This window comes from Microbispora sp. NPDC046933 (assembly GCF_040644635.1).
Taxonomy (GTDB): domain Bacteria; phylum Actinomycetota; class Actinomycetes; order Streptosporangiales; family Streptosporangiaceae; genus Microbispora.
Genome location: NZ_JBEYWW010000018.1, coordinates 20,394 through 46,197 on the forward strand (window position 1 = coordinate 20,394; position 25,804 = coordinate 46,197).

Sequence of the window (25,804 nt, forward strand, 5' to 3'; positions counted from 1 at the left end):
GCCGGCGCCGTTCCGGTCAGATGGCCGACGTGTAGGTGACGAAGGTGCGCTGCTTGGTGAACGCGGTGCCGTTGAAACAAATCACCTTGTTGACGTACGCGTTCACGGAACTGACCGACCAGAGGCCGCCGAGCTGGCAGTATTCGGGGCCGGGACCGAAAGCCGTCACCTGGACGTCGTCGGGGAGCACTCCCACGCCGGGGAATGTCACGGAACGGAACGGAAGGGCGTCCTGCACAGTGTTCGGCATGATGACGGGGTTGTAGCTCCAGGCGGACGACGGCGGGTAAGGCCCGGGCGTGGCCGGGGACTCGTCCATCGTGTACGCGAAGTATTTCGGCGGCTTCGCTCCCCCCGTGATCGCCCGCTGCCGCGTGTAGCTCAGGGTCCAGCCGGTCTTGAGAGGCTTGCTGGTGGCGTCGAAGCAGCGCACCTCGACCACCTGCCCGGCCGCGCTCGGAGTCCAGTTGCCGACCTTGCACCGCGCGGGCTGCGCCGGATCGACCGCCGTCACCTGCAGATTCCCCGTGGGGGTCGTGGGCAGCCCGGGCAGGGTGACCGTCCAGACCCCCACGGGCCCCGCCGCGACACTGTTCACTCCCGCGGTCGAGTTGTACGAGGAGACCACCGACGCGCCGTCGTAGTAGAGGTAGCCGACGGCCTCCGGCGGGGGGAGAGTGCCGCTGCTCTCCTCGTACGCGATGGTGAACGGCACGATCACCGGGGCGCCGCCGTACTTGTAACACCGCACCCGCACCAGCAGCCCCGGACCGCCGGGACCCCACTTGGCGACCTGGCACCACTCGGGGTTGGGCGAGACGGCCGTGACGTGCACCACTCCGTCCGTGAGCGGGATCGTGGGGAACGTGACATCGACCCAGGACAGAAACGCGGTGCTCGTGATGACGCCCGCGGGCGAGAGGCCCTGATGGGCGGCCGGTGGAGGCCCCGCGAGCGCGTCGACGTAGGCGAACCCCCACATGTTCGGAACGGCCGCCCGAGCGCCCGTGGCCGCCGGGACGAGCCCGGCCACCATCATGAGCGCCACGCAGAACCGGAGAACCGTCTTTCTGATCCGATGCATCTCGTCACCCGTTCGCCGCGGACGCGGACCGCGCCGCCATCAGTAAGGCCCGTACGTCACCGCACAGGGGACGCCGTTGAGCGTGAAGCCGGTGGGGTGGTCGTCGGCCCCGTTTGCGTTGAAGCCGATCCAGAAGCTCGTGCCGGGATCGATGCTCTTCTGCCAGCTCGGATTGACGGCCTGGACGCTCGGCGGGGTCTCGGAGAAGGTCGCGTTCCATCCTTGCATGAGCGTCTGGCTTCCGGGGAAGACGAACTGCAGGATCCAGGGGCTGAACGCCCGGGTCCCGGTGTTGGTGATCGTCATTCTGGTCGTGAAACCGGTGGTCCACCCCAAGCTGGCGTAGGTCACGGCGCAGTCGTAACCGGCCGGCACGTCCGCGGGCGCCGCCTGGGCGGGACTCGTGAGCAACGCAGCCAGGAGAAGCCCGGCCATACCGATCCCCGGCAAAGCCCGAAAACGCATGGGTCCCCCTTCGGAGTGGCGGTCGATGAAACCGGTTTCGATGTGATCGTGAGCCACCCGACATGCGCTGTCAAACAATTCTTAGGGCATTTTTCGCGTTTCCCGGCCCTGTCGCGCCTACGTTCGCGACTCCGTGCAATCCGAGCTGGGAGTTTCACCGTCGGCCACATACCGATTACTTCATCGAGGCCGCCGGAACGCCCCTGATCGGCGTCGCGAATTGCGCTTTTCAGCCGCGCCGGAATATGCCCGAATAAGTTCGTCGTCCGTCCGCGCACGGCGGCGGCCGCCGCTGAACGGACGTGCCCGCACCCCGGTGGCCGGGCCCGTGCGCTTTCAGGCTCGTGATGGCTGTCGCCGCCGTGCTGCTGTACACGCTGGCGTGGAAGGAGAGCAGCGCCGCGTTCTTCGACGAGGGCTGGTGACGCCCTTGTGAAGCGCGCCGGGGGGACCGGCGCGCTTCACGGGTGCGCACGGGCGGCAGGGTCAGCGGCAGGGCTCAGCCGGCTCGCTCGCGCCAGGTGATGAGGGCGTCGAGCGCCTCCACGTGCGAGCCGCGCACGAGCAGGGGGTTGATCTCCAGCGACTCCAGGTCGTCGCCGAGGCTCTCGGCGAAGGCGGCGACGCGGGCCACGACCTCGGCGACGGCGTCGAGATCGGCCGGCTCGGTGCCGCGGGCGCCCCGCAGCAGCGCGGTGCCGCGCAGCTCGTCCAGCGCCCGCCGCACCTCGGCCGCGTTCACCGGCAGGACGCGCAGCGCCGTGTCGCGCAGCGCCTCCACCCAGATCCCGCCCAGGCCGACGGCCAGGGTGAGCCCCCACGCGGGATCCCGTACAACGCCGACCAAGAGCTCCACGCCGCCGCCGCGCTGCGGCTGGACGAGCGCGCCCACCCGGCCGGCGCCGGGGACCGCCGCGGCGGCGGCCACGACCTCGCGGTAGGCCCGCTCGACGTCGCGCGCGTCGGACAGGCCCAGCCGGACCCCGCCGACGTCGCTCTTGTGCCCGAGTCCGTCGGCGGCGACCTTGAGGACGACCGGGTAGCCGAACCCGACCGCCGCCGCCACGGCCGACTCCTCGTTGTACACCAGCTCGCCGGGCACGACCGGGAGCCCGGCGGACGACAGCAGGGCGGCGGCCCGGTGCTCGGCCCACACGCCGGTCCCCGTCTCGGCCGCCGGGGCGCTCGCCGCGGCCTTCGCCGGGGTGGCCCCGTTCGCGGCCTCGACGGCCCCGCGGTAGGCCTGCGACCAGCGGACGGCCGCGCCGATGGCGTGCATGCCGTGCTCCATGCCGCCCGCGACGTACGGGAAACCCGTCTCCCGCTGCACGTCGCGGCCGAACTCGGTGACGTCGGTCAGCACGTTGCTCACGACGACGACCGGCATCGGGGCCTCGGCGATGCGCCTGGCGCTCGCGGAGAACATGGCGTACGCGGGCGCGGGGTCGGGCGGGGCGACGCGCGGGAGGTCCGACAGCAGCATGACCGCGTCCACGCCGGGGTCGGCGGTGACGGCCTCCAGCGCGCGGCCGAGCAGCGTACGGTCGATCAGCACATATCCGGTGACGTCGAGGGGGTTCTGCACGGTCCCGAAGGCGGGCACGATCTCCCGCAGCCGGGCGACGGTCTCCGGGGCGAACGCCGGGAGCTCCAGCCCCTCGTCCTCGGCCCGGTCGGCGATGATCTCGGACGCCCCGCCCGAGGGTGTGACGACGCCGATCCGCGGGCCCGGCAGCGGGCCCACCTCGGCCAGCAGGCCCGCGGTGATGATGAGGTCCTCGAGCGACCGCACCCGCACCACCCCGAGCTGCCGGAACGCCGCGTCGATCACGTTGTCGTCGCCGACGAGCGCGCCGGTGTGCGCCTGGGCGGTGCGCGAGGCCAGCCGGCTGCGGCCGATCTTCAGCGCGACGATCGGCTTGCCCGCGAGCAGCGCCCGGCGCGCCGCCCGGGAGAACGCGGCCGGGTCGCGGACCGACTCCAGGAACAGCGCGATGGCCTTGGTCGCCGGGTCGTCCACCAAGTAGTCGATCACGTCGGTGACGGTGACGAGCGACTCGTTGCCCATCGAGGTGAGCAGGCTGATCCCGACGTTGCGGGCCTGGGCGAAGCCGAGCACCGAGCTGGCCAGCGCGCCGCTCTGCAGCACCACGCCGACCGACCCGCGCAGCAGCGGGGACGGGATCGGCAGGCCGTACGGCGTGACGTCCGCGGCGGCGTTGATGAAGCCGTTGCCGTTGGGGCCGAGCACGGTGAGGTCGTTCTCGCGGGCGAAGTCGACGATCTCCGCCTCCAGGGCGGCGCCCTCCTGGCCGGTCTCGCCGAAGCCCGCGGTGAGGATCACGTAGTGACGGATGCCGAGCTTGGCCCCCTCGCGCAGCACGGGCAGCACGGCCGTGGTCGGCACCATCACGTACGCGAGGTCGACCTGGCCGGGGATGTCGGACAGGCTGCGGTATGCCTGCTCGCCGTGCACCACGCCGCCGCGCGGGTTGACCAGGTGCACGGGCCCCCGGAACCCGTGCGTACGGAGGTTGGTCAGCGTGCTGATCGACCAGCCGGACTTGTCCGTCGCCCCGACCAGGGCGATCGACCGGGGGTTGAACAGCTCTCCTACCGGCATCCTCAATCCCCGATCGTGCCGAGGCGGGCGTGACCCTTGAGCAGGTTGCGGGCGATCGTCCTGCGCTGGATCTCGTCGGTGCCCTCGAAGATCCGCAACAGGCGCAACTCGCGATACCACCGCTCGATGGGCAGTTCCTTGGTGTAGCCCATGCCCCCGTGGATCTGCAGCACGCGGTCGACGACCTGGTTGGCCATGACCGCGCCGTTCAGCTTGGCGATCGAGGAGGCGTGCCGGGCGTCCATGCCCTCCTGGACGCGCCAGGCGGCGTACAGCGTGAGCCACTTGGCCGCCTCGATCTCCACCTGCGAGTCGGCGATCATCCACTGGATCGCCTGGTATTCGGCGATCGGCTTGCCCATCGACACGCGGATCCTGGCGTAGTCGATCGCCATCTGGAGCATGCGCTCGGCCGAGCCGACCGCCCGCGCGGGGATCATGTAGCGGCCCTGGCCGATCCACTGCATCGCCAGCTCGAAGCCCCTGCCGAGCTCGCCGAGGATGTTCTCCTCCGGCACCCTGACGTCCTCGAACACCAGCGAGGCCGGGCCCCACTGCCCCATCGTCGGGATCGGCTCGGACTTCCAGCCCATGTCGCGGTCGGCCAGGAAGCAGGTGACGCCGCCGTTCGCGCCCTTGTCGGGGTCGGTCACGGCGAACACCATCACGAAGTCGGCCTCGTTGCCGCCGGTGATGAAGGTCTTCTCGCCGTTGATGACCCAGTCTCCGCCGTCCTTGACGGCACGCGTACGGATGTTTCGGGCGTCCGAGCCCGCGCCCGGCTCGGTGATGGCGAAGCAGGAGCGGCGTTCGCCCTCGATGGTGGGGATCAGGTAGCGCCGCTTCTGCTCCTCGGTGCCGGCGTAGAGGATGTTGTCGGCCGACCCGCCGAAGCTGAACGGGACGAACGTCCGCCCCATCTCCATGGCGATGATCGCGGACATGACCGGGCCCAGGGCGGCTCCGCCGTACTCCTCGGGGGTGTTGATGCCCCAGAAGCCCATCTTCTTCGCCTTGAGCCGCAGGTCGCGCAGGACCTCGGGATCGAGCCCCGGGCCGCCGGCGCGCTCGCTGCGCAGCACCTCGGGTTCGAGCGGCATGACCTCCCGCTCCACGAACGCGCGGATGGTGTCACGGATCTGCAGTTCCTCTGGGCTCAGGGAGAAGTCCATCGACGCGACTCTTTTCTAGAATTGCTCTCTAGGAATCGGTTCCAGCCTGGTTCCCCGCCGGATGGGTGTCAAGAGGTCTGGAATCAGTTTCTAGAATTTGACCGGCTACGATGGCGTCGTCCCTGGAAACGCGCCGTCCCTGGAAACGAGGAGCCCAGATGGCACGCAAGCCCGGCGGCAGGAGCGGCTCGTGGGAGTGGAGCCGCACCGCCCAGACGCGCAAGAGCATGCTTCAGGCCGCCCGCGAGGTCTTCTCCGAGCACGGTTTCGCCGACGCCAACGTCGCGGACGTCGTCGAGCGCGCGGGCTCCAGCGTCGGCAGCCTCTATCACCACTTCGGCGGCAAGACCGAGCTGTTCCTCGCGCTGTGGGAGGAGCACCAGGCCGCCCACGAGGAGGCCGCCGCATCGAGCGTCGCCGCGGCGAAGCAGGCGGGTGTGAAGGACCCGGTCGAGCTGTTCATCGCCGGGGCCAGGGCGTTCCTGGAGGGGTCCTGGCAGCGGCGCGACCTGGCCCGGTTGTTCATGGACGGCGACGGCCCGCCGGGGTTCGAGCTGATGCGGCGCACCCGCGGCCGGGAGTGGGTCCGGCAGAACGCCGTCCTGCTCGGCGCGTCGAACACCCCGACCGACCGCCTCACCGTCTCGGTCCTCACCAGCGTGATCGGCGAGGCCGGCCGCGAGGTGGCGACGAGCGAGACCGAGGAGGAGGCCGGGGAGGTCGTCGAGGCGGCGATCGCGCTCATCCGCCGCTTCGGCGACCCCCTGTCCACCCACGAGGACACCACCGGCACCGATGACACCGCCGGCACGGCTGACCCGACCGGCAGGACCGACCTGGACGGCGTCGCGGAAGATGCCGGGGCCGTCCGGAGCTGACCGGAGCTCACCGGAGCTCACCGGAGCTCACGGGCGACGCTCCCGGGGCGCGCCGCCCCGGGCTGCCTCCCCGCCCGTGTCCCCGCCCGTGTCCCCGCCCGTGTCCCCGCGGTCGCGAGACTGGGCGGCGACGCCGCCCGATCGGCCTGGGCGGGCACTCAGGCGGGGCGGAAGGCGGCCCTGCCCCGGTCGATCACGACGGCGCCGTCCTCCTTCGCCGTCCGGAACAGGGCCGTCGCACCGTCATCCGACGTCCAGATCGACACGGTCAGCGTCTCGCCCGGATAGACCGGTTTGCTGAACCGCCCCGACATGGCCGCGAACCGGGCCGGGTCGGACCCCGCCACCGCGTGCAGCAGCGCCCGCCCGATGATCCCGTACGTGCACAGCCCGTGCAGGATCGGCCGGGGGAAGCCGGCGCGGGCGGCGAAGGCGGGGTCGGAGTGCAGCGGGTTGCGATCGCCGGACAGGCGGTACAGCAGCGCCTGGTCCGGGCGGGTCTCGTAGGTCACCGTGTGGTCCGGCGGCCTGCCCGGCTCGGCCCACTCGTCGCGGGGGCCGCGCTCGCCGCCGAAGCCGCCCTCGCCCCGGATGAACACCGAGCTCCGGCTCGTGATCAGCAACTCGCCGCTTTCCGCGTCGGCCGCCCGGGCCTCGGTCGTCACCAGCGCCCCCGAGCCCTTGTCGTAGATGCCGGTCACCGTCGAGGTCGTCCGGACGCGGCCGGCGGGCGGCAGCTCGCGGTGCAGTTCGAAGGCCTGCTCGGCGTGCACGAGCATGGCCGGGTCGAAGTCGCCGAGCCGCCGTCCGGTGGGGGCCTGGGCGGCCAGCACCGCGAACGTCGGCAGCACCCGCTGCCGGATCCCCGCCGAGTTCTCCGTGGTGAAGGCGAGCTCCTCGGTGCCCGCCCCGACGCCCAGCGCGTACAGCAGGGTGTCGGCGGACGTCCACGACCGCTCGTACGGCGCGCTCTCCACCCCGATCAGGCTGTGGTCGAGCGGCATGTCAGTCCTCCCCGCCCGGGATGCGCCCGCTGGTGAGGGCGTTCGGCGCGGCCTTGTCCACCAGGGCGGGGATCACCTCGCCCAGCTCGGCCGGATCCCACCGGGCGTCCTTGTCCGCGCCCGGCCCGGCGTGCCAGCCCTCGGCGACGCTGATGTGCCCGCCGCGCACGTTGAAGACCCGGCCGGTGATCCCCCGCGACTGTGCGCTCGCCAGCCACACGACCACCGGCGCGATGTTGTCCGGCGCGGCCGGATCGAAGCCGCCCTCGGCGGGCCGCCTCCCGCCCGGGATGAGGTTCTCGGTCATGCGGGTGAGCGCGGCGGGGGCGACCGCGTTGACCGTCACGCCGTAACGCGCCAGCTCCTTGGCCGCGATGATCGTCAGCGACGCGATCCCGGCCTTGGCCGCGCCGTAGTTGCCCTGGCCGGCGTTGCCGTAGATGCCGGACGACGACGTGGTGTTGATCACCCGGGCGTCCACCGGCTCGCCCGCCTTCGCCCTGGACCTCCAGTAGGCGGCGGCGTGCCGCAGCGGGGCGAAGGTGCCGCGCAGGTGCACCCGGATGACCGCGTCCCACTCGTCGGCGGTCATGTTGACGAGCATCCGGTCGCGCAGGATGCCCGCGTTGTTGACCAGGACGTGCAGGTCGCCGAAGGTCTCCACGGCCCTCCTGATCATGCGCTGCGCGCCGTCGAAGTCCGAGACGTCCTCGCCGTCGACCACGGCCTCGCCGCCCATGGCCCTGATCTCCTCGACCACCTCGCCCGCGGCGCCGGTGGACGAGCCGGTGCCGTCGACCTCGGCCCCCAGGTCGTTGACGACGACCTTGGCGCCCTGGCGCGCGAACTCCAGCGCGTGTCCCCGCCCGATGCCCCGCGCGGCGCCGGTGACGATCACGACACGGCCTTCCACGATTCCGCCCATGCGCAGCTCCCTTGACTCGACCTTGACCCAACCTCGCGTGAACGGGATTCTAGTAATGGAATCTAGAATTCGGTAGGGAGGAGCCGGTCATGATCCAGCTCGCCGTACGATGACGGCCGTGCCGCAGACCATCGCGGCGGACCCCGGCGAGCGGGAGCGGCTGCGCCACGCCTGGCGGACGCTGTCGGTCGTGAGCATGGCCAGCGTCCTGACCGCGCTCGGCGGCAGCGCGCTCAACGTGGCGCTCGCCCAGGTCGTACGGCAGACGCACGCGAGCGCGGACGCCGCGAGCTGGATCCTGCTCGCCTTCCAGCTCACGACGACCGTGCTCATGGTGGTGTTCGGCCGGCTGGCCGACCTGTTCGGGCGGCGGGCAATGTACCTCGGCGGCCTGGCCACCTACACCGTCGCCAGCCTGCTGGCCGGGCTCGCGCCGAACGCGTGGGTCATCGTGGCGCTGCGGGTGGCGCAGGCGGCGGGCGGGGCCATGCTGCTGACCAACAGCGCCGCCCTGGTGACCGACGCCTTCCCCAAGTCGCGGCTCGGCGAGGGGATGGGCGTCTACACCGCGTCGTTCTCCATCGCCCAGCTCGCCGGCCCTGCGCTCGGCGGCCTGTTCACCGAGCACCTGGGCTGGCGCTGGGTGTTCTGGTACAACGTGCCCCTCGGCATCGCGTGCCTGGTCTGGGGCGCGGTGGCCCTCCCCGCGCCGGTCAAGAACGCCGGCCCGACGCAGGGCCGGGGCTGCAGGTTCGACCTGCCCGGCAACGCGCTCGTCCTCGCCTGTCTCGGCGGCCTGCTGCTCGCGCTGTCGGAGGTGACCAGGCTCGGCTGGGGACACCCGATGGTGGTGTCCGGGCTCGCCGTGTTCGCGGTGACGCTTCCGCTGTTCGTCGTGCGGGAACTGCGGGCCCGTCATCCGGTGGTGGACATCCGCATGTTCCGCGATCTCACGTTCGCCCTCGGGACGCTGGCGTCGTTCCTCAACTCGGCCGCCCGGGTCGGCGTCGTGCTTCTCGTGTCGCTGTTCTTCCAGGCCGTCCGCGGGGAGGACCCGGTGCGCGCGGCGGTGAAGGTGCTGCCGCTCTCGATCGCGGCGATGGCGGCGTCGGTCGCGTCGGGCTTCCTGCTGCGCCGCCTCGGCCCGCGCACGGTGGCGGTCGCCGCGACCTCGCTGACGACGGCGGGCCTCGCCGTCCTGCTGTGGCTGATCTCCCCCGACATGTCGTTGGCGGCGCTCACGGCCGCCCTCGTGCTGATCGGCGTCGGCTCGGGCATGTTCCTGCCCTCGAACACCACCGCGATCCTGGACGGGGTGCCGTCGCACCGGCTGGGAATCGTCAACGCCATGCGCCTGATGCTGCAGAACACCGGAGTGGTGGTCGGCACCGCGCTGGTCCTGTCGATCATCACGGTGCCGTTGCCGGCCGGGCTGCACGACGCCGTCTTCGCGGGCACGCTGTCCCACGTCTCATCCACGGCGGTCGAGCGGCTCGTGACCGGCTACCGCTGGGCGCTGGCCTGCATGACCGCCGTCTCCGCGCTCGCCGTGCTGACCTGCTTCACCAGAAGGCGGGCGGGCTCGCCGGTCAGCTGAGGACGCGGCCGTGCCGGTCGCGGGCCTTCAGCCGCACGGTGGGCATCTCGGGGGCCGGGAGCGGCCGCTCCCCGCCCGGGACGACGCCGAAGCGGCCGCCCCGCATCCAGTCGTCGCGCGCCCGCGCGATCTCCTCGTGTGAACGGCCGACGAAGTTCCACCACATCACCAGGGGCTCCTCGAACGGCGTGCCGCCCAGCACGAACAGCCGGGCCGGGCCGGGCGCCTCCATCGGCACCTCCGTACGGCCCTGCCCGAGATAGAGCAGCGAGCCCGGCGCCAGCGCGACCCCGGCCACGTCGGCCGTGCCCGACATGACCAGCACCGCCGTCTCGTACGCGGGATCGACCGGCAGCCGGTGCCGCCCGGGACCCTCGAAGAGCACCTCGGCCCCGAGCAGCGGGGTGTGGACGCGGGCGGGCGAGCGCAGCGGCCCGGCCTCGCCCACCACGACCGTCACCGTGACGTCCCCGTCGCGCAGCACGGGCAGCGCGGCGTGGTGCTCGAACCGCGCCTCCCCGTGCCGTGCCTCCTCCGGCAGGGCGACCCACAACTGCAGCCCGTGCATGCCCGGCGGGTGTTCCGGCGGCGAGTGCTCAGAGTGGGCGATCCCGTGGGCGGCGGTCATCAGGTTGAGCTGCCCGGGCACGATCGGCTGGACGTTGCCGAGGCTGTCGCGGTGCAGGATCTCGCCCTCGGCCAGCCACGTGACCGTCTGCAGTCCCGTGTGGGGGTGCGGCGGCACCTGCATGCCCGGCCGGCCGCTCACGTCGTCGGGCCCGAAGTGGTCGACGAAGCACCACGCGCCGACCATCCTGCGCGGGCGCTGCGGGAGCAGCCGGCGCACGGTCGTGTAGCGGCCGAGCGGCACGTCGTGGCCCGGCAGGAGCACGCTCTCCGGCTCCGTGCCGTCAGCCACCGTACAGCCGTACACCGCCGGCTCCCCGCCACTCACTCGGCCGCCTCCCCGCCGTCGAGGGAGAACCGAGCGCGCCGGTCGGCGGGCACCAGGTCGAGGTAGTCCCGGTGCCGCTTGATGTACCGCTGCACGAACGGGCAGAACGGCAGGACCGACAGCCCGGCGTCCCGGGCGGCGTCGAGCGCCGCCCGGACCAGCGTCGAGCCGAGGCCCCGGCCTTCGAAGGCCGGGTCTATCTCGGTGTGGGTGAAGGAGATCGTCGGCCCCTTGAGCCGATAGTCGGCGAAGCCGGCGAGCGCGCCGTCGACGGTGATCTCGAAGCGGCTCGCCTCCGGGTTGTCGGCGACCTTCGGTTCTGACTGCTGCATCGGGATTCCTTCCAGGGTCGTCGTCAGGCGGCGATCGTCGCGTGCATCTCCCACACGAGGATCTCGGCGGGCTCCGTCGCGGTGACCTTCTGCCCGCCCGTGGCGGTGAACCGTACGGCGTCGCCGGTCTCCAGGGTGCCCGCACCCTCCAGGGTGACGGTCCCCCGGGGTACGAACAGGTGCAGGAACGGCGCCTCGGGCAGCTCCACGCTCTGGCCCGGCTGAAGACGGGCGGCGTACAGCGCGGCGTACCGGTTCTTGATGCGGATGGCCGCCTCGCCGGCGTGCTTGTCCATGCCGCTGGCGACCGGCACCAGGCCGCCGGCCAGCAGATCGTTCTCGATCTCCAGCTGCTCGTAGCCAGGAGTGATGCCCGGCTCGTCGGGGACCACCCACATCTGGACGAAGTGCACCGGCTTGTCGTGTGTGTCGCCGCCGGTGAGCCGCCAGGAGTCGTTCTTCTCCGAGTGCAGGATGCCGGTGCCGGCGCTCATGCGCTGGGCCAGGCCCGGGTAGATGACGCCGGAGTGGCCCTCGGAGTCCTGGTGGACCAGGGAGCCCTGGAGCACCCAGGTGACGATCTCCATGTCGCGGTGCGGATGGGTCTCGAAGCCGGTGCCCGGGTGGACGACGTCGTCGTTGTTGACCAGCAGCAGCCCGTGGTGGGTGTTGTCGGGGTCGTAGTGGCCGCCGAACGAGAACGAGTGCTTGGAATCCAGCCAGGTGATGCGGGTGGCGAAACGCTCGGCCGCCCGGCGGACGTCCACGCGAGGGGTCGGCCTGGTCGTGGTCATGAGTGCCCTTTCCTCGTCGCCATGTAGATGATGTGTCATCTACTGGTGCCCCTCAACATACATGACGAGTCATTCATTCCGGCTAGCCTGGGAGACATGGACAGCCCACGGTGGCTCGACACGGACGAGCAGCGCGCCTGGCGCGCGTACCTGCGCATGCAGGGCCGCCTCACGGCCCGGCTCAACCGGCAACTGCAGACGGACTCGGCCCTGTCCCTGGCGGACTACGAGGTCCTCGTGCACCTCACCGACAGACAGGAAGGCCGGCTGCGGCCGTACGAGCTGCAGCGCGACCTCCAGTGGGAGCAGAGCCGGCTGTCCCACCACCTGACCCGGATGCAGCGCCGCGGGCTCGTCACGCGGGAGGAGTGCGCGGACGACGGCCGCGGCGCGTACGTCGTGATCACGGAGGAGGGCCGCCGGGCCATCACCGCCGCGGCCCCCGGACACGTGGAGACCGTACGGCGCCTGTTCTTCGACGGGCTCACCCGCGAACAGGTCGCCGCACTCGAACGGCTCGCCACGGACGTGCTCGACCGGCTCGACCCGGCTAACTGACGAGCCCCTCGGGGAAGACGACGTCGGCCACCCCGGGGACGGTCCTGGCGACCAGCTCGGCGATGCGGGCCGACCGCTCGTCGCCGGGGCCGTACAGTTCGACGACACCGTCCCGCACGGCCGCGCCGAAGGACGCCGTGTCGGCACAGTCGCGCAGCGCCGCGAGCACGTCTTCGCGGATCCGCTCGTCCCCCTGGGCCAGCAGGCCCATCAGGTCGCGGCGGCTGACGATCCCCACGAGCTCGCCGTCGCGTACGACGGGGACGCTCTTCACCCCCGTCGTGATCATCAGCTCGACCAGGTCCATCGTGTCGGCGCCGTCCCCGACGGTGGCGACGCGCGGCGTCATGACCTCCTCGACGAGCCCGGGCGGCCTGCCGGTGGGCAGCGCCTCGGGGCGCAGGAAGGACCGGGGGTTGGCCCCGAACTCGCCACGCAGCAGGTCCATCTCGCTGACGATGCCGACCATCCGCCCAGCCGCGTCGACCACCGGCGCGGCCGTGATGTCCTGCTCGTACAGCAGGCGGACGGCCTGCTTGATCGTCGCCGTGCGCCGAACCGTCACCACCGGCGTCGTCATGATCTCGCGGACCAGCATCCTGACCACCTCCTACGCGGCCGGTGCGAGGGCGAGCGTGCCGCCGGGCGCCGGTGCGACCCGCGCGCCGAACTCCCGGCTGATCCCGTCGAGCGTCGCCCGCAGCCACTCGCGGTCCTCGCCGCAGGCGTGCCGCAACCGCATGCGCACGGCCCGCATCGGCGCCATCCGCAGCTCCAGCAGCCGCCCCGACGCCGCCTCGGCCGTCGCGAAGTACAGCAGCCGCAGGTCGTCGCGGTACTCCTCATAGCCGGTGATGCCCTCGTAGTCGTCGACGAAGTCCCCGCAGCCGTAGAGGACCAGCCGGTCCCGGTACACCTCGACGGGGCGGGGATGGTGGGAGGAGTGGCCGTGAACGAGATCGACGCCGCCGTCGACCAGCGTGTGCGCGAACCCGACCTGGTCGTCCCCGACCTCGAAGCCCCAGTTCGACCCCCAGTGCACGGAGACGACCGCGATGTCCCCCGGCCGCTTGACCTGCCGTACGCGGTGGACCGTCTCCGCCGCGGCCTCGGGGGACGGCCCGGGCAGGAAGGCCACCCCCGGCCGGTCCCGGGCCGCCGCCCACCCGCCGGGGACGCCGCTGGACGGCATCGCGACCGCGAACACCAGGACCCGCCCGCCGCCGGGGAGCGCCACGACCGCCGGCCGCCGCGCCTCGTCCTCGTCCCGTCCCGCGCCCGCCTGGTCGAGTCCCGCCCCCGCCAGCGCGTCCAGCGTCTCGGTGAGGCCGTGTACGCCGAAGTCGAGCACGTGGTTGTTGGCCAGCACGCTCACGTCGGGCCGGGCCACGGCCAGGGCGGGGAGGTTGGCCGGGTTCATCCGGTAGTGCACTTCCTTGCCCGGCGCGAAGTCGCGGCTGCGGGTGACGCTCGTCTCCAGGTTCAGCACGCGCACGTCGGGAGCGGCCTCGTCCAGCACCTCCAGGGCGTCGCCCCAGGGCCAGGAGTAGCCGACCGGCCGCGGGATCGGGCCGTTCGCCTCCTCCGCCAGCTCGACGTACGCGCGGGCGTCCCGGACGTACGGCTCCTCCAGCGCGGGGTCGCCGGGATGCGGGAGGATCTGGTCGACACCACGGCCCAGCATGACGTCGCCGCACAGGAACAGCGTCACCGGGTCCCCCGCCGCCGACCGCATCTCACCCCTCCTTCACGAGCGTGACGCAGCGGGCGCCGCCCGGGCAGTGGGGGAAGTCCTTGTGGTGGGCCAGCCACAGGCGGACGAGGGCGGCTTCGAGGTCGCGCACGTCCAGCCCCGCCTCACCGGCGATCGCCCGCAGCCGATCGAGGGGGTGGCGTCCCGCGCCGAGGAGTCCCACGTGCCGCCCGGCCTCCACCGCCCGTTCGTCCGGCGGCGGGTCCACCCCTGGCCAGACGCCGCGCAGCTCGCGCAGGAACAGCGCGACCGTCACCGGGCCCCAGCCGGGCAGCGCGTCGAGCGCGGCGCGGGTCTCGTCCAGCCCGCCCCCGCGCAGGCGGCCGACCTCGCCGCCCACCGCTTCGGCCAGGCGGAGCAGCCGCGTCGCCGTCCGGTAGTCGTAACGGGCGTAGCCGCCGCGGTCGAGGATCTCGACCAGTTCGTCCCAGGTGCGGCCTTCGACGTCGGAGAGCCTCCGCACCCCCGCCTCGGCCATCGCCCGGTAGGTCCGTACGGCGATCGCGGCGGAGATCCGGGTGCCGAACAGCGTCGCCGCGAGCAGCCACCGCTCGACCTCGCGGTCCCCCCGGTCGACGTCGATGCCCATCTCGCGGGAGAACCGGCCGCCCAGGGTCTCGACGAGACGGCACGCGCGGTCCGGCAGGCGGGTCAGGTCCCTGTCCGCCGCCGTACGGCTGCGCGTCCTGGACGTCACACTTCCATCCTTCCCACTGGCCGCCCGCCGCCACCTGTCTCAGGTGCCGGCCAGCAGGTCGTCCACGGCTTCGTCCCGGTGCAGGCGGCCGATCGCGTCGGCCAGCAGCGGGGCGACCGGGCACACCTCCAGCGACGGCGGGGCCGTCTCGTCCTGGGGCAGGGTGTCGGTCACGACCAGGCTCCGGATCTCCGTACGGCGCAGCCGCTCCCGCGCGTCCCCGGCGAACAGGCCGTGCGTCGCGGCGACGGCGAACGGCGGCGTCGCCCCCTGGTGGAGCAGGACGTCGACGGCCGCCTCGATCGTCCCGCCCGTGCTGATCATGTCGTCCACGACCAGAGCGGGACGGCCGGTCACGTCGCCGAAGACCTGCTCGGCCCGCACGTCCGCCCCGGTCAGCCGCGTCTTGCGGACCAGCGCGACGGGCCGCGTCAGCAGGCGGGCGTAGTGCCGGGCGAGCGTGACCGCGCCGAGGTCGGGCGCGACCACCACCGCCTCCCGCGGCAGTCCGCGCCCGGCGGCGCGGGCGAGGGCGGGCACGGCCGTCAGCGTCTCCACCGGCATCGGGCACACCGCCTCCAGCGCGGCCGTGTGCGGATCGACCACGACCAGGCGCTCGACGCCGGCGGAGGCGAGCGCGGCCACCACCACCCGCAGCCCGATCGCCTCCCCCTCGCGGCGGCGCCGGTCCTGCCGGGCGTATCCGACGTACGGCACGACCGCCGTCAGCCGGGCGGCGCCGCCCCGCCGGCAGCCGTCGGCGAGCAGCAGCGCCTCCATGACGTGCTCGTTGACGGGCGGCCCTGTGGGCTGGATCAGGTAGACGTCCGCGCCCCGGACGCCGCTGACGACCGGCCGCGACTCGCCGTCGGGAAACCGCTCGACCACCGGGACGGACGGCTCCTGGCCGAGCGCGGCCGCGACGGCGGCGGCGAGCGGGCGGTTGGCCGTCCCGGCCACGATCAGCAGCGTCATCGCCGTTCCCCCCTCGATCGCCCCACTGGCACCGTCCCCCGTACGCAGCGGAGGCAAGCGCGGCAGGTCAGGTGACCCGCAGCGGAGCGAGGATCACCTGACCTGCCATCGCGGGGGTCCGGGGGTCGCCCCCCGGTGTCGGCGAGTCAGGTGACCCGCAGCGGAGCGAGGATCACCTGACCTGCCATCGCGGGGGTCCGGGGGTCGCCCCCCGGTGTGCACAGATCAGGTCACACGGCAGAGGATCTCGCCGTGCAGGACGCTGAACCAGGCGTCCTCGCTCGTGGCCCACTCCCGCCAGGCGTCGGCGATCCGCCGGAGGTCGTCCTCGGTGGCGTGGCCGCCTTCCACCGCGCGCCGGGCGTAGGAGGACTGGACCGTGCGGTCGGCCCACAGGCCGCCCCACCAGGCCCGCTCCTCCGGGGTGGCGTAGCACCAGGTGGCCGACGACGACGTGATCTCGGTGAACCCCGCCTCCCTGGCCCAGGCGCGCAGGCGGCGGCCGGCGTCGGGCTCGCCGCCGTTGGCGCGGGCCACCCTGCGGTAGAGGTCCAGCCAGTCGTCCAGGGCCGGGATCCGCGGATACCACACGAAGCCGGCGTAGTCGGAGTCGCGCACCGCCACGATCCCGCCCGGCTTGGTCACCCGCCGCATCTCGCGCAGCGCGCCCACCGGGTCGCCGACGTGCTGCAGCACCTGGTGGGCGTGCACCACGCAGAAGGAGGCGTCGGGGTAGTCGAGCGCGTGCACGTCGCCGGTCGCGAAGCTCACGTTGCCCAGGCCGCGCCCCTCCGCCTCGCGGCGGGCCTGCTCCAGGATTCCGGGCCCGGTGTCGAGGCCGATCACCTCGCCCTGCGGCACCAGTTCGGCCAGGTCCGCGGTGATCGTGCCCGGACCGCAGCCGACGTCCAGGATCCGCATGTGGGGCTTCAGCGCGCCCAGCAGGTACGCCGCCGAGTTGGCGGCCGTACGCCAGCGGTGGGAGCGCAGGACGGACTCGTGGAAGCCGTGGGTGTACACGGCCGTTTCGCTTGCCATGCCGGCCACGATTCCACGTGTCTCGCAATCTGAGCAATTATGTTTCATATTCTGATACACCCAGCCTTCGGCGCAGGCGGCGCAGCGGGCCGGGGGCCCACCAGTTCGCCGGACCGGCCAGCCGCATCAGCGCCGGCACGAGCACTCCGCGGATCAGCGTCGCGTCGACGGCGACCGTCAGCGCCATGCCGACGCCCAGCTGCTGCAGGAACACCACCCGTCCCGTGGCGTACGCCGCGAACGAGGCGGCCAGGATGGCCGCGGCCGCGGTGACCAGCGGCGCGCTGCGGGCGATGCCCGCGGGCACGGATGCCACGACGTCACCCGTCCGGTCGTACTCCTCTTTGATGCGCGCGAGCAGGAAGACCTCGTAGTCCATCGACAGCCCGTAGGCCACGCAGAACATCAGGATCGGGATGCTCGGCTCGATCGACCCGGTCGGCGTGAAGCCGAGCAGCCCGGACAGGTGACCGTCCTGGAAGACGAACACCAGCGCGCCGAACATCACCGACAGGCTCAGCAGGTTGAGCGCCGACGCCTTCAGCGGCGCCACGACGCTGCCGGTCATGACGAAGAGCACCGCGAACGTCACCAGCACGATCAGCAGGCCGATCAGCGGCAGGCGCGCGGTCACGCCGTCCCGGTAGTCGGTCAGCTCGGCCGGGTAGCCGCCCACCTCCACGGCGAAGGGCGCCGGGACGGCCCGCACCTGGCGCACCAGACCGGGCGCGTCGGCGTCGAGACGGCCGCTCGACGCCACCACCGACAGCCACGTGCCGCGAGCGGCGGCGAACCGCGCACCCACGGGCCCGGGGGCCGGACGGCCGTCCGCGTAGGACCCGGCGGCCGAGTCCACCCGCACGACGCCGTCGATCCGCGACAGCGCGGCGGCGTACGGCCCCACCTGGGTGGCGTTCCCCTCCGGCGCGACCACGTGGACCGCCGCAGCACGACCAGCTCGGCCCGGACGAAGTCCCGCCGGCGCGCGCCGCGCATGGGGAGGCGTTCGCCCCGGCCGACCTGGCCGCCATGGACCTGGACGACCTGATCGACCGGGTCGTCGATCCGCTGGTGGCGTTCAACGTCGCCAACCCGGGGTTCAAGGCGCTGTTCGCCCGCCCGGACATGCCGCCGGGCCTCGCGACGGCGGCCGGGCCGATCCAGTCGGCGCTGCTCGGCCGGGTCGAGGCGATCCTCGCCGTACGGGCGCCCGGCCTGTCCGCGGCGGAGCGGACCCGCAGCGCGCGGGTGCTCGTGCAGATCTTCCAGGCGATGACGCCGGTGGTGGTGGCGGCCCCCGAGGAGGAGCGGGAGGCCGAGGTGCGCGAGCTGAAGAAGGTCCTGCGCGGCTACCTGGCCCCGTTGGACGGTTGATTCCCCGCCCCCAGCGGGGGCATGGTGAGCGGATGACCAGCGATGAGGTTCGCGACGGAGTCACGCTGACCAACCTCGACCAGCCGCTGTTCGACGGCGCGGGCGCGACCAAGCGCGACCTGGTCGACTACCTGGACGCGGTCCGCGACCGCGTCATCCCGGTGCTGCGCGACCGGCCACTGTCCGTGGTGCGGGTGCGGCAGGGCCAGGCGCCGTTCATGCAGAAGAACGTGCCCTCCTACGCCCCGGACTTCGTGCGGACGGTCACCCTGTGGGCCGAGTCGTCACAGCGGCGGGTGTCGTACGCCCTGTGCGACGACCGGCGCACGCTGCTGTGGCTCGCCAACCAGAGGGCGGTGGAGTATCACCCCGCCCTCGTCCACGCCGGCGACTGGGACCGTCCCACCCATCTCGTGCTCGACATCGACCCTCCGTCGGCCGAGGCGTTCCCGCAGGCCGTCGCCGCCGCCCGCCTGGTCGGCCGGGCGCTGGCCGACGCCGGCCTGTCGGGGGCGGTGAAGACCAGCGGCGCCAAGGGCCTGCACGTGTTCGTGCCGCTGGAGGCGCACACGACGGAGGACGTCGCCGCGGCCACCCGCGCGCTCGGCGTACGCGCCGAACGCCTCGACCCCGCCCTCGCCACGACGGCGTTCATCCGGGAGGACCGCGGCGACAGGGTGTTCATCGACTCGACCCGGTCCGGCGGGGCGACCGTGGTCGCGGCCTACAGCCCGCGCGTACGGCCCGGCGTTCCCGTGTCGTTCCCGGTGGCCTGGGACGACCTGGACCGTGTCACCCCCGGCGACTTCACCGTGCACACGGCGGCGAAGCTGCTGCGGGACGGGGACCCCTGGGCCGCGCTCATGCCCGGGCCCCAGCGGCTGCCCCGCGATCTGATCGAGGAAGGCCACACGATCCCGGTCGCCCGCGTCCAGGCGATGCACGAGGGCAAGCGCCGCGCCCGCGCCCGCCGCGCCACCTCGTGAGGCAGGTTGGCGACAGCGTGTTGCTATAGTTCGCGACATGCCGTCGCCAACATCGCGCCAAAGCTGGGTCCCCCTCGTCGTGCTCGCCACGGGCGTGTCGATGGTCGTCATCGACGGCACGATCGTGAACGTGGCGGTGCCCGCGATCATCGCCGACCTGGGCCTCGGCGCCACCGACGTGGAGTGGGTCAACTCGATCTACTCGCTGATGTTCGCGGCGCTGCTCATCCCGTTCGGCCACGCCGGCGACCGGTACGGCAGGCGCCGCCTGTTCGCCCTGGGCGTCGCGGTCTTCCTGCTGGCGAGCGTGCTGGCGGCGACGTCGGTGAACGGGCCCATGCTCATCGGCGTACGAGCCGTGCAGGGCGTGGGGGCGGCGATGGCCGTGCCGATGACCCTGGCGATCATCAACCGCGTCTACGTGGGCCGTCAGCGGGTGATCGCCTTCGCGGTGTGGGGCTCCATCATCGGCGGCATGGCCGCCGTCGGCCCACTGGCGGGGGGCTGGCTGGTCACCGAGCACGGCTGGCGGGCCGCGTTCTGGATCAATCTGCCCATCGGGGCGCTGCTCCTGCTCGGCTCGCTGCGGGTGCCCGAGTCTCGGGACGGCCACGCGGCGGGCGGAGACCTGGCCGGGCTCGTCCTCGCCGTGCTCGGCACGACCAGCGTCGTCTTCGCGCTGATCGAGGGCCAGAAGTACGGCTGGCTGGAGCCGCGGCGGACCGCGGACCTGTTCGGCCTGCGGTTCGAGAGCGTCTCCCCCGTGCCGTTCGCCTTCGGCGTCGGCATCCTCGCGCTGGTCGCCCTCGTCGTACTCGAACGGCGGCGCGAGCGCGCCGGCCGGCCCGTGCTCGTCGACCTGACGCTGTTCGAGCTGCCGAGCTTCCGCTACGGCGCGACAGCGGCGGTGATCGTGGCGCTCGGCGAGTTCGGCATGATCCTCGTGCTGCCGCTCTTCCTTCAGTCCGCGCTCGGCTACACCGCCTTCCGGGCCGGCCTCGTCATCGCCGCGCTGGCCCTCGGCACCTTCCTCGCGGGCGGGTTCGTCCCCCCGCTGTCGAAGACGTTGTCCCCGCGGACCATCGTGCGGATCGGCCTGGGCATGGAGGCCGTCGGCGCGGCCGGCATCGGCCTGTCCCTCGCGCCGGACATGGGCGCCTGGCGGCCCGTGCCGTGGCTGCTCCTCTACGGCGCGGGCATCGGCTTCGCCACGGCCCAGCTCACCGGCGTCATCATGGCCGACGTGCCGGCGCGTCTGTCCGGCGGCGCGTCCGCGCTCCAGAGCACGGTCCGCCAGCTCGGCGCGGCGCTGGGAGTCGCCATCCTGGGCGGGGTGCTGGTGGCCGGGCTCGGCTCGGCCGTCGAGCGCGGGCTCGCCGACCGGCCCGAGCAGGTCCGCACGAGTGCGGCGCGCGCGGTCGAGGAGAGCGCCGGCGCCGCCATCCCCGCGCTCCGCGACCCGGTGATCCACGCGGCGGCGGTCGAGGCCGCCGCCGAGGCGACCCGCAGGGTCACGTTCATCACGGCGCTCGCGCTGCTGGCCGGGGTCGGCGTCACCCTCCTGCTCCCCCGCACACCGGCCGTGCGGGACGAGTCGCCGGAGCCGATCGCGGCGGGCGGGCCGGATACTGGAGGTCGCGACCTGGACATGTAGCGACCCTGGAGGGGGTAATGCCGAGGATCAGCGCGGCGACCGTCGCGGATCACCGGGCCAACCAGCACGCCGCCCTGCTGGAGGCGGCGCGGGAGATCCTGGCCGCCGAAGGCGTGCACGCGCTCACCCCGGCGGCCGTCGGCGCCCGGATCGGCCTGGCCCGCTCCAGCGTCTACCGCTACTTCGCCTCCACCGCCGACATCCTGGCCCAGCTCGTGGAGGACGCCTTTCCCCGCTGGTCGGCCCGCCTGCGCGCCGCCATCGCCCCCGCCGGCCCGGACGGCTCGCTGCCCGGCAGGATCCGCGCGTACGGCAGGGCCGCGCTCGATTTCGTCGGCAGCCCCGACTACGCGCTGATCCCGGCGCTGCAGGCCGTCGGGCTGCCGAACGAGTGCCGGGTCCGGGTGGACGAGCTGCACGGCGCGCTGATCGCGCCGCTCGCCGAGGCGCTGCGCGAGGCCGGGGCCGACCATCCGGCGCTGCGGGCCGAGCTGGCGTGGGGCGTGCTGCGGGCGGGGGCCCGCCGCCTCATGCCGGACGCGGCGGCGTACGACCCGGAGCCCGTGGCCGCGGACCCGGACGAGATCATCGAGATCACCCTCGACGTGCTCACCCGCGCCCTGCGCTGACGCCTGCGCCGCGCCTCACATTTGACATCACTCCGACGCCGGATGACGTCATAAGCGATTGACGTGACGTCAGAGTGGCGTCATAGTTGAGCCATGGACCTGATGCCGTACGTCGAGAACCTCCGTCGTCAGCTCGCCGTCGCCGCCGAGGCGGGTGGCCCGGATGCCCACGCGCTGGCCGAGCGCCTCACCGGCGCCCTCGAAGCGGCCACCAGGCTCACCCTCCTGGAGGCGCTGTCGGCGGCGGCCGACGAGATCACCCGTGATCTCGCACCAGGTTCGGTCGACGTGCGGCTGCGCGGCGGCGACCCGGCGTTCGTGGTGACGCCACCGCAGCCGGCGCCGTCTTCGGAGGGCGCGGCCGGCGGGGCGGACACCACGCCCCCGACAGCGCCGCCGACAGCGCCGGAGGCCGTCCCTCCTGCCGGGCCACTGTCCGGTGAGGAGGGCGGCACCGCGCGGGTGACCCTGCGGCTGCCCGAGCACCTCAAGGTGCGTGTGGAGGAGGCGGCCGCACGGCAGGGGATCTCGGTCAACGCCTGGCTGGTCCGCGCTGTCTCCGCGGCGTTCGAGCCGGGCGCCGGGAGTGGTCCCTCCGACCGGCCGCGGCAGCCCCGCACCGGGCGTAGCTACACCGGCTGGGTGCGCTAGCGGCACCCGCCCGGTCTCGTCACCCGTCGCCACTGTTCGCCACTCTTCGCCCGGCCCGAAGGCCGGGATGTTCCACCGGACCCGTGAGGAGGGCTCCGCCATGCCTGCTTTCGACACCCCCGAGCCGATCGTCGCCGACATCCAGATCTACCTCGGCCAGGTTCGCATCCACGCGAGCGACCGCGCCGACACCGTGGTGGAGGTGCGCCCCAGCGACCCGTCCAGCGAGGCGAGCGTGCAGGCCGCCGCGCGGACGATCGTCGAGTTCTCCGGCGGACGGCTGCTGGTCAAGGACCCCAAACCCAAGGCCCTGAGATACCTGCTGCCCTGGCGCGGCTTCATCGACGTGACCGTCGAACTGCCGGCCGGTTCCCGCGTCGAGACCCAAGGCGCCGCGGAGCTCATCGCCACCGGCCCGCTCGGCCAGGCCGTCCTGCACAGCTCGTACGGCGACCTGCGCCTGGAGGAGACCGGTCCCCTGGAGGTCAAGGCGTCGAACGGCGACATCTCCGTCGACCGGGTGACCGGACCCGCCGAGGTGACCACCTCCACCGGGGCGATCCGGATCGGAACCATCGACGGCTCCGGCACGCTGAAGACCTCCACCGGCGCCATCACCCTCGGCGAAGCGACCGGTGACCTGCAACTGAAGACCGCGCACGGTGACATCACCGTCGACCGCGTGCTGGCCGACCTCACCGCCAAGACCGCGCACGGCGGGATCCGGATCGAGGCGGCGGTGAGCGGCACCATCCACCTGGAGACCGGCTACGGCAAGGTCGGCGTCGGCATCGCCGAGGGCACGGCCGCCTGGCTCGACCTGCATTCCAAGAACGGCGTGGTCCGCAACACCCTCGACGCCGCCGAAGGCCCCGAGACCACCGACACGGTCGTCGAGGTGCACGTCAACACCAACTGGGGCGACGTCGACATCCACCGGGCCTGACCCCCAACCCCAGCAAGGAGACCCCCATGAGCGACGCGATCACAGCCGAAGGACTGGTCAAGCGATACGGGGAGGTGACCGCTCTGAACGGGCTGAGCTTCTCCGTCCCGCGAGGGACGGTGCTCGCCCTGCTCGGCCCGAACGGCGCCGGCAAGACCACGACGGTGCGGGTCCTGACCACGCTGCTGCGCCCCGACGGCGGACGCGCCACCGTCGCCGGATGCGACGTCGTCGGTGACGCCCGGCGGCTGCGCTCGTCCATCGGACTGTCCGGCCAGTACGCCGCGGTCGACGAGCACCTCACCGGCGCCGAGAACCTGGAGATGATCGGGCGGCTGTACCACCTGGGCGCCAGGCGCAGCAAGGCCCGTGCCCGTGAGCTGCTCGAACGCTTCGACCTTACCGACGCCGCGGACCGTCCGGTGAAGGGCTACTCCGGCGGCATGCGCCGCCGCATCGACCTCGCCGGCGCCCTGGTCGCCGACCCGCCTGTGCTGTTCCTGGACGAACCCACCACGGGCCTGGACCCCCGCGCCCGCGCCGCGCTGTGGGACACCATCTCGGAACTCGTCGCGGCCGGCAGCACGCTGCTGCTCACCACCCAGTACATGGAGGAGGCCGACCACCTCGCCGACCAGATCATGGTGGTCGACCACGGCCGCGCCATCGCCCGTGGCACCGCCGACGAGCTCAAGGACCAGATCGGCGGCAACCGCATCGAACTGACCGTGACCGACGCCGCCGAACTGGAGACCGCCCGGCAGACCCTCGCCCGGTTCGCCGCCGGCGCCGTGCGGACCGTGCCGGAATCGCTCCAGATCACCGTCCCGGTCACCGACGGCCCCGAGTCGCTGCGCCAGGTCCTCGGCATGCTCGCCGACGCGGGAGTCCGGGTGCGCGACGCGGGCCTGCGGCGGCCCACCCTCGACGACGTCTACCTCACCCTGACCGGGCACCAGGCGTCCGGCACCGACCAGCAGGCCCGGGAGGCCACCCGATGAACGCGCTCACCATGCCCATCGCCGACGGCTGGACCATCGCCAGGCGCAACACGCTGAAGATCAGGCGGTCGCCGGACCTGCTCGGCTCCGCGATCATGTTCCCGATCGTGTTCGTGCTGATGTTCGCCTACGTCTTCGGCAGCGTCATCGACGTCCCGGGGATGTCGTATCGGGAGTTCCTGCTCCCCGGCATCTTCGTCCAAGCCGTGATCATGAGCGCGCAGATCACCGGCTACACACTGACCCTGGACCTGCAGAAGGGCATCTTCGACCGGTTCCGCTCGCTGCCCATGGCCCCGTCCGGGGTGCTGATCGGCCAGACCGTCAGCGACCTGCTGATGAACCTCGCCAGCCTGGTCGTCATGGCGGTGATGGGACTGATCGTCGGCTGGCGGGTGCACACCTCGCCCTACGAGGTCGTCCTCGGCTTCGGGCTGCTGCTGCTGTTCGCCTACGCGTTCTCCTGGTTCACCGCGGCCGTCGCGCTGGCCCTGCGCACGCCGGAAAGCTTCAACAACATCGCCACCATGGTCTCCTTTCCGCTGATGTTCGTCTCCAACGCCTTCCTCGACAGCTCCAAGCTGCCCACGCCGCTCCGCGTCGTCGCCGAGTGGAACCCCGTCTCCACCATCACCCACGCCGTACGGGAGCTCTTCGGCAACACCAGCTCCGCGATGAAGGCCTCGGACGCCTGGCCCCTCCGGCATGCCATCCCGGCGTCACTGCTCTGGATCGCCGTCATCCTGGTCGTGTTCATCCCGCTGGCGACCCGCCTCTACAAGAAGGCGGTCAGCGCCTGACCACCGGCGCCGTGGGTCGGCGACGGGCCCGGCGCCCGGTCAGAGCTTGCGGCCCACGGCTCCCACGATGCCGGACCGGCTCGTGTCGGCCGGCACCTCCCAGGGGACGTCGGGCCGCCACGCCTGTACGGGGACCAGGCCGGGCTCCAGGATCTCCAGCCCGTCGAAGTAGGACGCGATCCTCGCCAGCGGCCGGCCCGCGATCCCACCGGACGAGGTGGCCGAGTAGACCTGCTTGCTCGCCTCGACGACCTCCTCCTGGATGTCGGCCTTGTGGATGTGCGACAGCACCAGGTGACCGCCCGGGACCAGCCGTTCGCGCACGCTCGCCGCGATCCGGTCGGCGGCCTCGTCGTCCGGCACGAAGTGCAGCACCGCGACCATCAGCACGGCGAACGGCCGGGTGAAGTCGATGTGGGCCCGCACCGCCGGGTCGTCGAAGATGGCGTCGGCATCGCGCAGGTCGCCGCTCATGACCATCGTGTCCGGGTTGTCGGCCAGCAGCGCCCGCGCGTGGACGAGGACGACGGGGTCGTTGTCGACGTACACGACTCGCGATCCCGGGGCGTGCCGCTGCGCCACCTGGTGGACGTTCTCCTGCGTCGGCAGCCCGGCGCCGATGTCGATGAACTGGGTGACGCCCGACTCGGCGAGGAGCCGTACGGCGCGGCCGAGGAAGCCGCGGTTCTCCCGGGCGATCTCCCGCCCGTCGTTGCCCATCTGCCGGCCGATCGCGAGCATCTTCTCCGCGGCCTCGCGATCGGCCGGGAAGTTGTCCTTGCCGCCCAGGTAGTAGTCGTACATCCGGGCGACACTGGGGACGGTGGGATCGATGCCCGCCGGTGCCTGTCCGAAGTCGTCCATTCGCCCGCTCCTCGCCGATGGGACCGCTCCCCCGGAGTCCATGACTCGA

General features: G+C 72.6%; 28 protein-coding genes. 12 read left to right on the forward strand and 16 right to left on the reverse strand.

Annotated elements, in window-relative coordinates; translation table 11 throughout:
• Positions 1–16 precede the first annotated feature (16 nt).
• Both ABZ857_RS23610 and ABZ857_RS23615 read right to left on the reverse strand, forming a co-directional pair.
• On the reverse strand, positions 17–1,084 hold the full coding sequence (locus ABZ857_RS23610) for a hypothetical protein (protein ID WP_357046251.1): 1,068 nt from the start codon (positions 1,082–1,084) through the stop codon (positions 17–19).
• A gap of 39 nt (positions 1,085–1,123) precedes the next feature.
• Positions 1,124–1,519: a cellulose binding domain-containing protein gene (locus ABZ857_RS23615; RefSeq protein WP_357046252.1), complete on the reverse strand. Its 396-nt coding sequence runs from the start codon at positions 1,517–1,519 to the stop codon at positions 1,124–1,126.
• 332 nt (positions 1,520–1,851) lie between these two features.
• Between ABZ857_RS23615 and ABZ857_RS23620 the strand changes: the two genes are divergently transcribed.
• Positions 1,852–1,974, forward strand: a complete 123-nt coding sequence (locus ABZ857_RS23620; RefSeq protein ID WP_357046253.1) for a hypothetical protein — start codon at positions 1,852–1,854, stop codon at positions 1,972–1,974.
• A gap of 74 nt (positions 1,975–2,048) precedes the next feature.
• Here the strand turns inward: ABZ857_RS23620 and ABZ857_RS23625 are convergent, their stop codons facing one another.
• Both ABZ857_RS23625 and ABZ857_RS23630 read right to left on the reverse strand, forming a co-directional pair.
• The gene (locus tag ABZ857_RS23625) at positions 2,049–4,172 is read right to left on the reverse strand and encodes an acetate--CoA ligase family protein (protein ID WP_357046254.1); all 2,124 of its coding nucleotides are present in this window, start codon (positions 4,170–4,172) and stop codon (positions 2,049–2,051) included.
• Between the two features lie 2 nt (positions 4,173–4,174).
• Positions 4,175–5,344, reverse strand: coding sequence for an acyl-CoA dehydrogenase family protein (locus ABZ857_RS23630; protein ID WP_357046255.1), 1,170 nt, complete (start codon positions 5,342–5,344; stop codon positions 4,175–4,177).
• 158 nt (positions 5,345–5,502) lie between these two features.
• Between ABZ857_RS23630 and ABZ857_RS23635 the strand changes: the two genes are divergently transcribed.
• Positions 5,503–6,222, forward strand: a complete 720-nt coding sequence (locus ABZ857_RS23635) for a helix-turn-helix domain-containing protein (protein WP_357046256.1) — start codon at positions 5,503–5,505, stop codon at positions 6,220–6,222.
• A gap of 158 nt (positions 6,223–6,380) precedes the next feature.
• On the opposite strand, the gene ABZ857_RS23640 is transcribed toward ABZ857_RS23635, so the two are convergent.
• On the reverse strand, positions 6,381–7,226 hold the full coding sequence (locus tag ABZ857_RS23640; protein WP_357046257.1) for a MaoC/PaaZ C-terminal domain-containing protein: 846 nt from the start codon (positions 7,224–7,226) through the stop codon (positions 6,381–6,383).
• A gap of 1 nt (position 7,227) precedes the next feature.
• Positions 7,228–8,151, reverse strand: a complete 924-nt coding sequence (locus ABZ857_RS23645; protein ID WP_357046258.1) for an SDR family oxidoreductase — start codon at positions 8,149–8,151, stop codon at positions 7,228–7,230.
• A gap of 118 nt (positions 8,152–8,269) precedes the next feature.
• Here ABZ857_RS23645 and ABZ857_RS23650 point away from each other — a divergent pair, with 118 nt between their 5' ends.
• A complete protein-coding gene (locus tag ABZ857_RS23650) occupies positions 8,270–9,748 on the forward strand; it encodes an MFS transporter (RefSeq protein ID WP_357046259.1) in 1,479 nt (492 codons plus the stop codon).
• On the opposite strand, the gene ABZ857_RS23655 is transcribed toward ABZ857_RS23650, so the two are convergent.
• Genes ABZ857_RS23655 through ABZ857_RS23665 form a run of 3 tightly spaced genes read right to left on the reverse strand, consistent with a single transcriptional unit; the run spans position 9,741 to position 11,829 of the window.
• Positions 9,741–10,667 (reverse strand): pirin family protein, encoded by a 927-nt coding sequence (locus ABZ857_RS23655; protein WP_357046260.1) that lies wholly within the window; start codon positions 10,665–10,667, stop codon positions 9,741–9,743. The genes ABZ857_RS23650 and ABZ857_RS23655 overlap by 8 nt on opposite strands.
• A gap of 32 nt (positions 10,668–10,699) precedes the next feature.
• Positions 10,700–11,035 (reverse strand): GNAT family N-acetyltransferase, encoded by a 336-nt coding sequence (locus ABZ857_RS23660; protein WP_357046261.1) that lies wholly within the window; start codon positions 11,033–11,035, stop codon positions 10,700–10,702.
• Between the two features lie 23 nt (positions 11,036–11,058).
• A complete protein-coding gene (locus tag ABZ857_RS23665; protein ID WP_357046262.1) occupies positions 11,059–11,829 on the reverse strand; it encodes a pirin family protein in 771 nt (256 codons plus the stop codon).
• Positions 11,830–11,925: 96 nt separating this feature from the next.
• On the opposite strand from ABZ857_RS23665, the gene ABZ857_RS23670 reads away from it, so the two are divergent.
• The gene (locus tag ABZ857_RS23670; RefSeq protein WP_357046263.1) at positions 11,926–12,387 is read left to right on the forward strand and encodes a MarR family transcriptional regulator; all 462 of its coding nucleotides are present in this window, start codon (positions 11,926–11,928) and stop codon (positions 12,385–12,387) included.
• On the opposite strand, the gene ABZ857_RS23675 is transcribed toward ABZ857_RS23670, so the two are convergent.
• The 6 genes from ABZ857_RS23675 to ABZ857_RS23700 form a co-directional block, all read right to left on the reverse strand.
• Positions 12,380–12,985, reverse strand: a complete 606-nt coding sequence (locus ABZ857_RS23675) for a CBS domain-containing protein (protein ID WP_357046264.1) — start codon at positions 12,983–12,985, stop codon at positions 12,380–12,382. The genes ABZ857_RS23670 and ABZ857_RS23675 overlap by 8 nt on opposite strands.
• 12 nt (positions 12,986–12,997) lie before the next feature.
• Entirely contained in the window at positions 12,998–14,122 is a 1,125-nt protein-coding gene (locus ABZ857_RS23680) for a CapA family protein (RefSeq protein WP_357046265.1), read from the reverse strand.
• A 1-nt stretch (position 14,123) separates the two neighbouring features.
• The gene (locus tag ABZ857_RS23685) at positions 14,124–14,837 is read right to left on the reverse strand and encodes a hypothetical protein (protein WP_357046266.1); all 714 of its coding nucleotides are present in this window, start codon (positions 14,835–14,837) and stop codon (positions 14,124–14,126) included.
• Positions 14,838–14,876: 39 nt separating this feature from the next.
• Positions 14,877–15,812, reverse strand: a complete 936-nt coding sequence (locus ABZ857_RS23690; RefSeq protein WP_357046267.1) for a ribose-phosphate pyrophosphokinase — start codon at positions 15,810–15,812, stop codon at positions 14,877–14,879.
• 225 nt (positions 15,813–16,037) lie between these two features.
• On the reverse strand, positions 16,038–16,850 hold the full coding sequence (locus ABZ857_RS23695; RefSeq protein ID WP_357046268.1) for a methyltransferase domain-containing protein: 813 nt from the start codon (positions 16,848–16,850) through the stop codon (positions 16,038–16,040).
• Between the two features lie 37 nt (positions 16,851–16,887).
• Entirely contained in the window at positions 16,888–17,784 is an 897-nt protein-coding gene (locus ABZ857_RS23700) for an MMPL family transporter (protein ID WP_357046269.1), read from the reverse strand.
• 95 nt (positions 17,785–17,879) lie between these two features.
• Between ABZ857_RS23700 and ABZ857_RS23705 the strand changes: the two genes are divergently transcribed.
• The 8 genes from ABZ857_RS23705 (at position 17,880) to ABZ857_RS23740 (ending at position 24,891) form a co-directional block, all read left to right on the forward strand.
• Positions 17,880–18,224 (forward strand): hypothetical protein, encoded by a 345-nt coding sequence (locus tag ABZ857_RS23705; protein WP_357046270.1) that lies wholly within the window; start codon positions 17,880–17,882, stop codon positions 18,222–18,224.
• Positions 18,225–18,256: 32 nt separating this feature from the next.
• On the forward strand, positions 18,257–19,210 hold the full coding sequence (locus ABZ857_RS23710; protein ID WP_357046271.1) for an ATP-dependent DNA ligase: 954 nt from the start codon (positions 18,257–18,259) through the stop codon (positions 19,208–19,210).
• 37 nt (positions 19,211–19,247) lie between these two features.
• Positions 19,248–20,864, forward strand: coding sequence for an MFS transporter (locus ABZ857_RS23715; protein ID WP_357046272.1), 1,617 nt, complete (start codon positions 19,248–19,250; stop codon positions 20,862–20,864).
• 17 nt (positions 20,865–20,881) lie between these two features.
• The gene (locus ABZ857_RS23720) at positions 20,882–21,493 is read left to right on the forward strand and encodes a helix-turn-helix domain-containing protein (protein ID WP_357046273.1); all 612 of its coding nucleotides are present in this window, start codon (positions 20,882–20,884) and stop codon (positions 21,491–21,493) included.
• A gap of 93 nt (positions 21,494–21,586) precedes the next feature.
• Positions 21,587–22,144: a toxin-antitoxin system HicB family antitoxin gene (locus tag ABZ857_RS23725; RefSeq protein ID WP_357046274.1), complete on the forward strand. Its 558-nt coding sequence runs from the start codon at positions 21,587–21,589 to the stop codon at positions 22,142–22,144.
• Between the two features lie 100 nt (positions 22,145–22,244).
• Complete coding sequence (locus tag ABZ857_RS23730) at positions 22,245–23,090, forward strand: DUF4097 family beta strand repeat-containing protein (RefSeq protein WP_357046275.1); 846 nt, start codon at positions 22,245–22,247, stop codon at positions 23,088–23,090.
• 26 nt (positions 23,091–23,116) lie between these two features.
• Positions 23,117–24,091: an ATP-binding cassette domain-containing protein gene (locus ABZ857_RS23735; protein WP_357046276.1), complete on the forward strand. Its 975-nt coding sequence runs from the start codon at positions 23,117–23,119 to the stop codon at positions 24,089–24,091.
• Complete coding sequence (locus tag ABZ857_RS23740) at positions 24,088–24,891, forward strand: ABC transporter permease (RefSeq protein WP_357046277.1); 804 nt, start codon at positions 24,088–24,090, stop codon at positions 24,889–24,891. The genes ABZ857_RS23735 and ABZ857_RS23740 overlap by 4 nt, the downstream gene beginning before the upstream one ends.
• A 39-nt stretch (positions 24,892–24,930) precedes the next feature.
• Here the strand turns inward: ABZ857_RS23740 and ABZ857_RS23745 are convergent, their stop codons facing one another.
• On the reverse strand, positions 24,931–25,755 hold the full coding sequence (locus ABZ857_RS23745; RefSeq protein WP_357046278.1) for an SAM-dependent methyltransferase: 825 nt from the start codon (positions 25,753–25,755) through the stop codon (positions 24,931–24,933).
• Between the last annotated feature and the right edge of the window lie 49 nt (positions 25,756–25,804).

What these genes read in the sequence shown, in the direction of transcription:
- ABZ857_RS23610 (WP_357046251.1), bottom strand. Translation starts at nt 1,084, where the DNA reads ATGCATCGGATCAGAAAGACGGTTCTCCGGTTCTGCGTGGCGCTCATG.
- ABZ857_RS23615 (WP_357046252.1), bottom strand. Translation starts at nt 1,519, where the DNA reads ATGGCCGGGCTTCTCCTGGCTGCGTTGCTCACGAGTCCCGCCCAGGCG.
- ABZ857_RS23625 (WP_357046254.1), bottom strand. Translation starts at nt 4,172, where the DNA reads ATGCCGGTAGGAGAGCTGTTCAACCCCCGGTCGATCGCCCTGGTCGGG.
- ABZ857_RS23630 (WP_357046255.1), bottom strand. Translation starts at nt 5,344, where the DNA reads ATGGACTTCTCCCTGAGCCCAGAGGAACTGCAGATCCGTGACACCATC.
- ABZ857_RS23635 (WP_357046256.1), top strand. Translation starts at nt 5,503, where the DNA reads ATGGCACGCAAGCCCGGCGGCAGGAGCGGCTCGTGGGAGTGGAGCCGC.
- ABZ857_RS23640 (WP_357046257.1), bottom strand. Translation starts at nt 7,226, where the DNA reads ATGCCGCTCGACCACAGCCTGATCGGGGTGGAGAGCGCGCCGTACGAG.
- ABZ857_RS23645 (WP_357046258.1), bottom strand. Translation starts at nt 8,151, where the DNA reads ATGGGCGGAATCGTGGAAGGCCGTGTCGTGATCGTCACCGGCGCCGCG.
- ABZ857_RS23660 (WP_357046261.1), bottom strand. Translation starts at nt 11,035, where the DNA reads ATGCAGCAGTCAGAACCGAAGGTCGCCGACAACCCGGAGGCGAGCCGC.
- ABZ857_RS23665 (WP_357046262.1), bottom strand. Translation starts at nt 11,829, where the DNA reads ATGACCACGACCAGGCCGACCCCTCGCGTGGACGTCCGCCGGGCGGCC.
- ABZ857_RS23670 (WP_357046263.1), top strand. Translation starts at nt 11,926, where the DNA reads ATGGACAGCCCACGGTGGCTCGACACGGACGAGCAGCGCGCCTGGCGC.
- ABZ857_RS23675 (WP_357046264.1), bottom strand. Translation starts at nt 12,985, where the DNA reads ATGCTGGTCCGCGAGATCATGACGACGCCGGTGGTGACGGTTCGGCGC.
- ABZ857_RS23680 (WP_357046265.1), bottom strand. Translation starts at nt 14,122, where the DNA reads ATGCGGTCGGCGGCGGGGGACCCGGTGACGCTGTTCCTGTGCGGCGAC.
- ABZ857_RS23690 (WP_357046267.1), bottom strand. Translation starts at nt 15,812, where the DNA reads ATGACGCTGCTGATCGTGGCCGGGACGGCCAACCGCCCGCTCGCCGCC.
- ABZ857_RS23695 (WP_357046268.1), bottom strand. Translation starts at nt 16,850, where the DNA reads ATGGCAAGCGAAACGGCCGTGTACACCCACGGCTTCCACGAGTCCGTC.
- ABZ857_RS23705 (WP_357046270.1), top strand. Translation starts at nt 17,880, where the DNA reads ATGGACCTGGACGACCTGATCGACCGGGTCGTCGATCCGCTGGTGGCG.
- ABZ857_RS23710 (WP_357046271.1), top strand. Translation starts at nt 18,257, where the DNA reads ATGACCAGCGATGAGGTTCGCGACGGAGTCACGCTGACCAACCTCGAC.
- ABZ857_RS23715 (WP_357046272.1), top strand. Translation starts at nt 19,248, where the DNA reads ATGCCGTCGCCAACATCGCGCCAAAGCTGGGTCCCCCTCGTCGTGCTC.
- ABZ857_RS23720 (WP_357046273.1), top strand. Translation starts at nt 20,882, where the DNA reads ATGCCGAGGATCAGCGCGGCGACCGTCGCGGATCACCGGGCCAACCAG.
- ABZ857_RS23725 (WP_357046274.1), top strand. Translation starts at nt 21,587, where the DNA reads ATGGACCTGATGCCGTACGTCGAGAACCTCCGTCGTCAGCTCGCCGTC.
- ABZ857_RS23730 (WP_357046275.1), top strand. Translation starts at nt 22,245, where the DNA reads ATGCCTGCTTTCGACACCCCCGAGCCGATCGTCGCCGACATCCAGATC.
- ABZ857_RS23735 (WP_357046276.1), top strand. Translation starts at nt 23,117, where the DNA reads ATGAGCGACGCGATCACAGCCGAAGGACTGGTCAAGCGATACGGGGAG.
- ABZ857_RS23740 (WP_357046277.1), top strand. Translation starts at nt 24,088, where the DNA reads ATGAACGCGCTCACCATGCCCATCGCCGACGGCTGGACCATCGCCAGG.
- ABZ857_RS23745 (WP_357046278.1), bottom strand. Translation starts at nt 25,755, where the DNA reads ATGGACGACTTCGGACAGGCACCGGCGGGCATCGATCCCACCGTCCCC.